Source organism: Enterobacter sp. HG048 (genome assembly GCF_024702055.1).
Lineage (GTDB): Bacteria > Pseudomonadota > Gammaproteobacteria > Enterobacterales > Enterobacteriaceae > Enterobacter > Enterobacter dykesii.
In genome coordinates, this window is the sequence record NZ_JANLIZ010000044.1 from 1 (window position 1) to 289 (window position 289).

Annotated in this window: 1 rRNA gene; it reads left to right on the plus strand. The window is 41.5% G+C overall.

Annotated elements, in window-relative coordinates:
• Positions 1 to 80, plus strand: a 16S ribosomal RNA gene (locus tag NUX24_RS21725); the annotation flags it as partial.
• Positions 81 to 289: the final 209 nt, after the last annotated feature.

Consider the following 289-nt stretch of genomic DNA (forward strand, 5'->3'; position numbering starts at 1 on the left):
TTACCACTTTGTGATTCATGACTGGGGTGAAGTCGTAACAAGGTAACCGTAGGGGAACCTGCGGTTGGATCACCTCCTTACCTTAAAGAACCTGCCTTTGCAGTGCTCACACAGATTGTCTGATGAATGATGAACTTCTGAATGTACTTTTGAGTGCATTAAGAAGTTTTGCTCTTTAAAAATCTGGATCAAGCTGAAAATTGAAACGACACATCTTAATGGTGTGTTCGAGTCTCTCAAATTTTCGCAATCAGAAGTGAAACATCTTCGGGTTGTGAGGTTAAGCGAC